Source organism: Methanospirillum sp. (assembly GCF_035406105.1).
Classification (GTDB): Archaea; Halobacteriota; Methanomicrobia; order Methanomicrobiales; family Methanospirillaceae; genus Methanospirillum.
Genome location: NZ_DAONKG010000101.1, coordinates 8,217 through 8,773, shown reverse-complemented (window position 1 = coordinate 8,773; position 557 = coordinate 8,217). Strand labels below are relative to the sequence as shown.

The window sequence follows — 557 nt, the reverse complement described above, 5'->3', positions numbered from 1 at the left end:
CCGGTTAATAAGGGCATGCATAAGATCAGGTGCAGCAGGAGTCAGAGTGCCCGGATCTCCCCCATAATCCGCAGGGCCATAGTTGCCGGTCACATGAACGGTAAGAACCGGTCGTGGTCGCTCACTTGCATGACGGGAGAGAAAAAGAATGCGGTCAGCAGTATGAGGAATGGCCGGGCCATGCAGGAAGATGAGTCGTTCATCTGCGTACCAGTGCCTGATATACGGAAAGGCTCTTGTATCCTGTTGAATAAGATTGCAGAGTTCCTCATGAATCAGAGAGCCTGCAGGGTCTTTGCGTGAACTGATAAGGAGGGTACTTGGATTGATATTATCTGGTGTCATTATGGGTAACTTTGAGCTATATCCTTTATCCTTTCATTTACAATTAATATTTATGGATTCTGAAAAGATAAAATCGATTTTTAACTCCGAAGGAATCACAACAGAGATTACCTGTCCACAGGCGTTTCTGATCTCTGAGAAATACGGGATACCAAAGATGGATATCGCAACATACTGCAATGTCAATAATGTTAAAATTCGTGCATGTCAAC

At 44.5% G+C, this 557-nt stretch carries 2 protein-coding genes; one reads left to right on the top strand and one right to left on the bottom strand.

The window, feature by feature from the left end; genetic code table 11:
- A partial coding sequence (locus PLA23_RS07430) for a D-aminoacyl-tRNA deacylase (RefSeq protein WP_324474688.1) occupies window positions 1-345 on the bottom strand: 345 nt, incomplete at its 3' end.
- A 1-nt stretch (window position 346) separates the two neighbouring features.
- Between PLA23_RS07430 and PLA23_RS07425 the strand changes: the two genes are divergently transcribed.
- Window positions 347-557, top strand: a 211-nt coding sequence (locus PLA23_RS07425) for a hypothetical protein (protein ID WP_324474686.1), incomplete at its 3' end; no start/stop codon positions are given.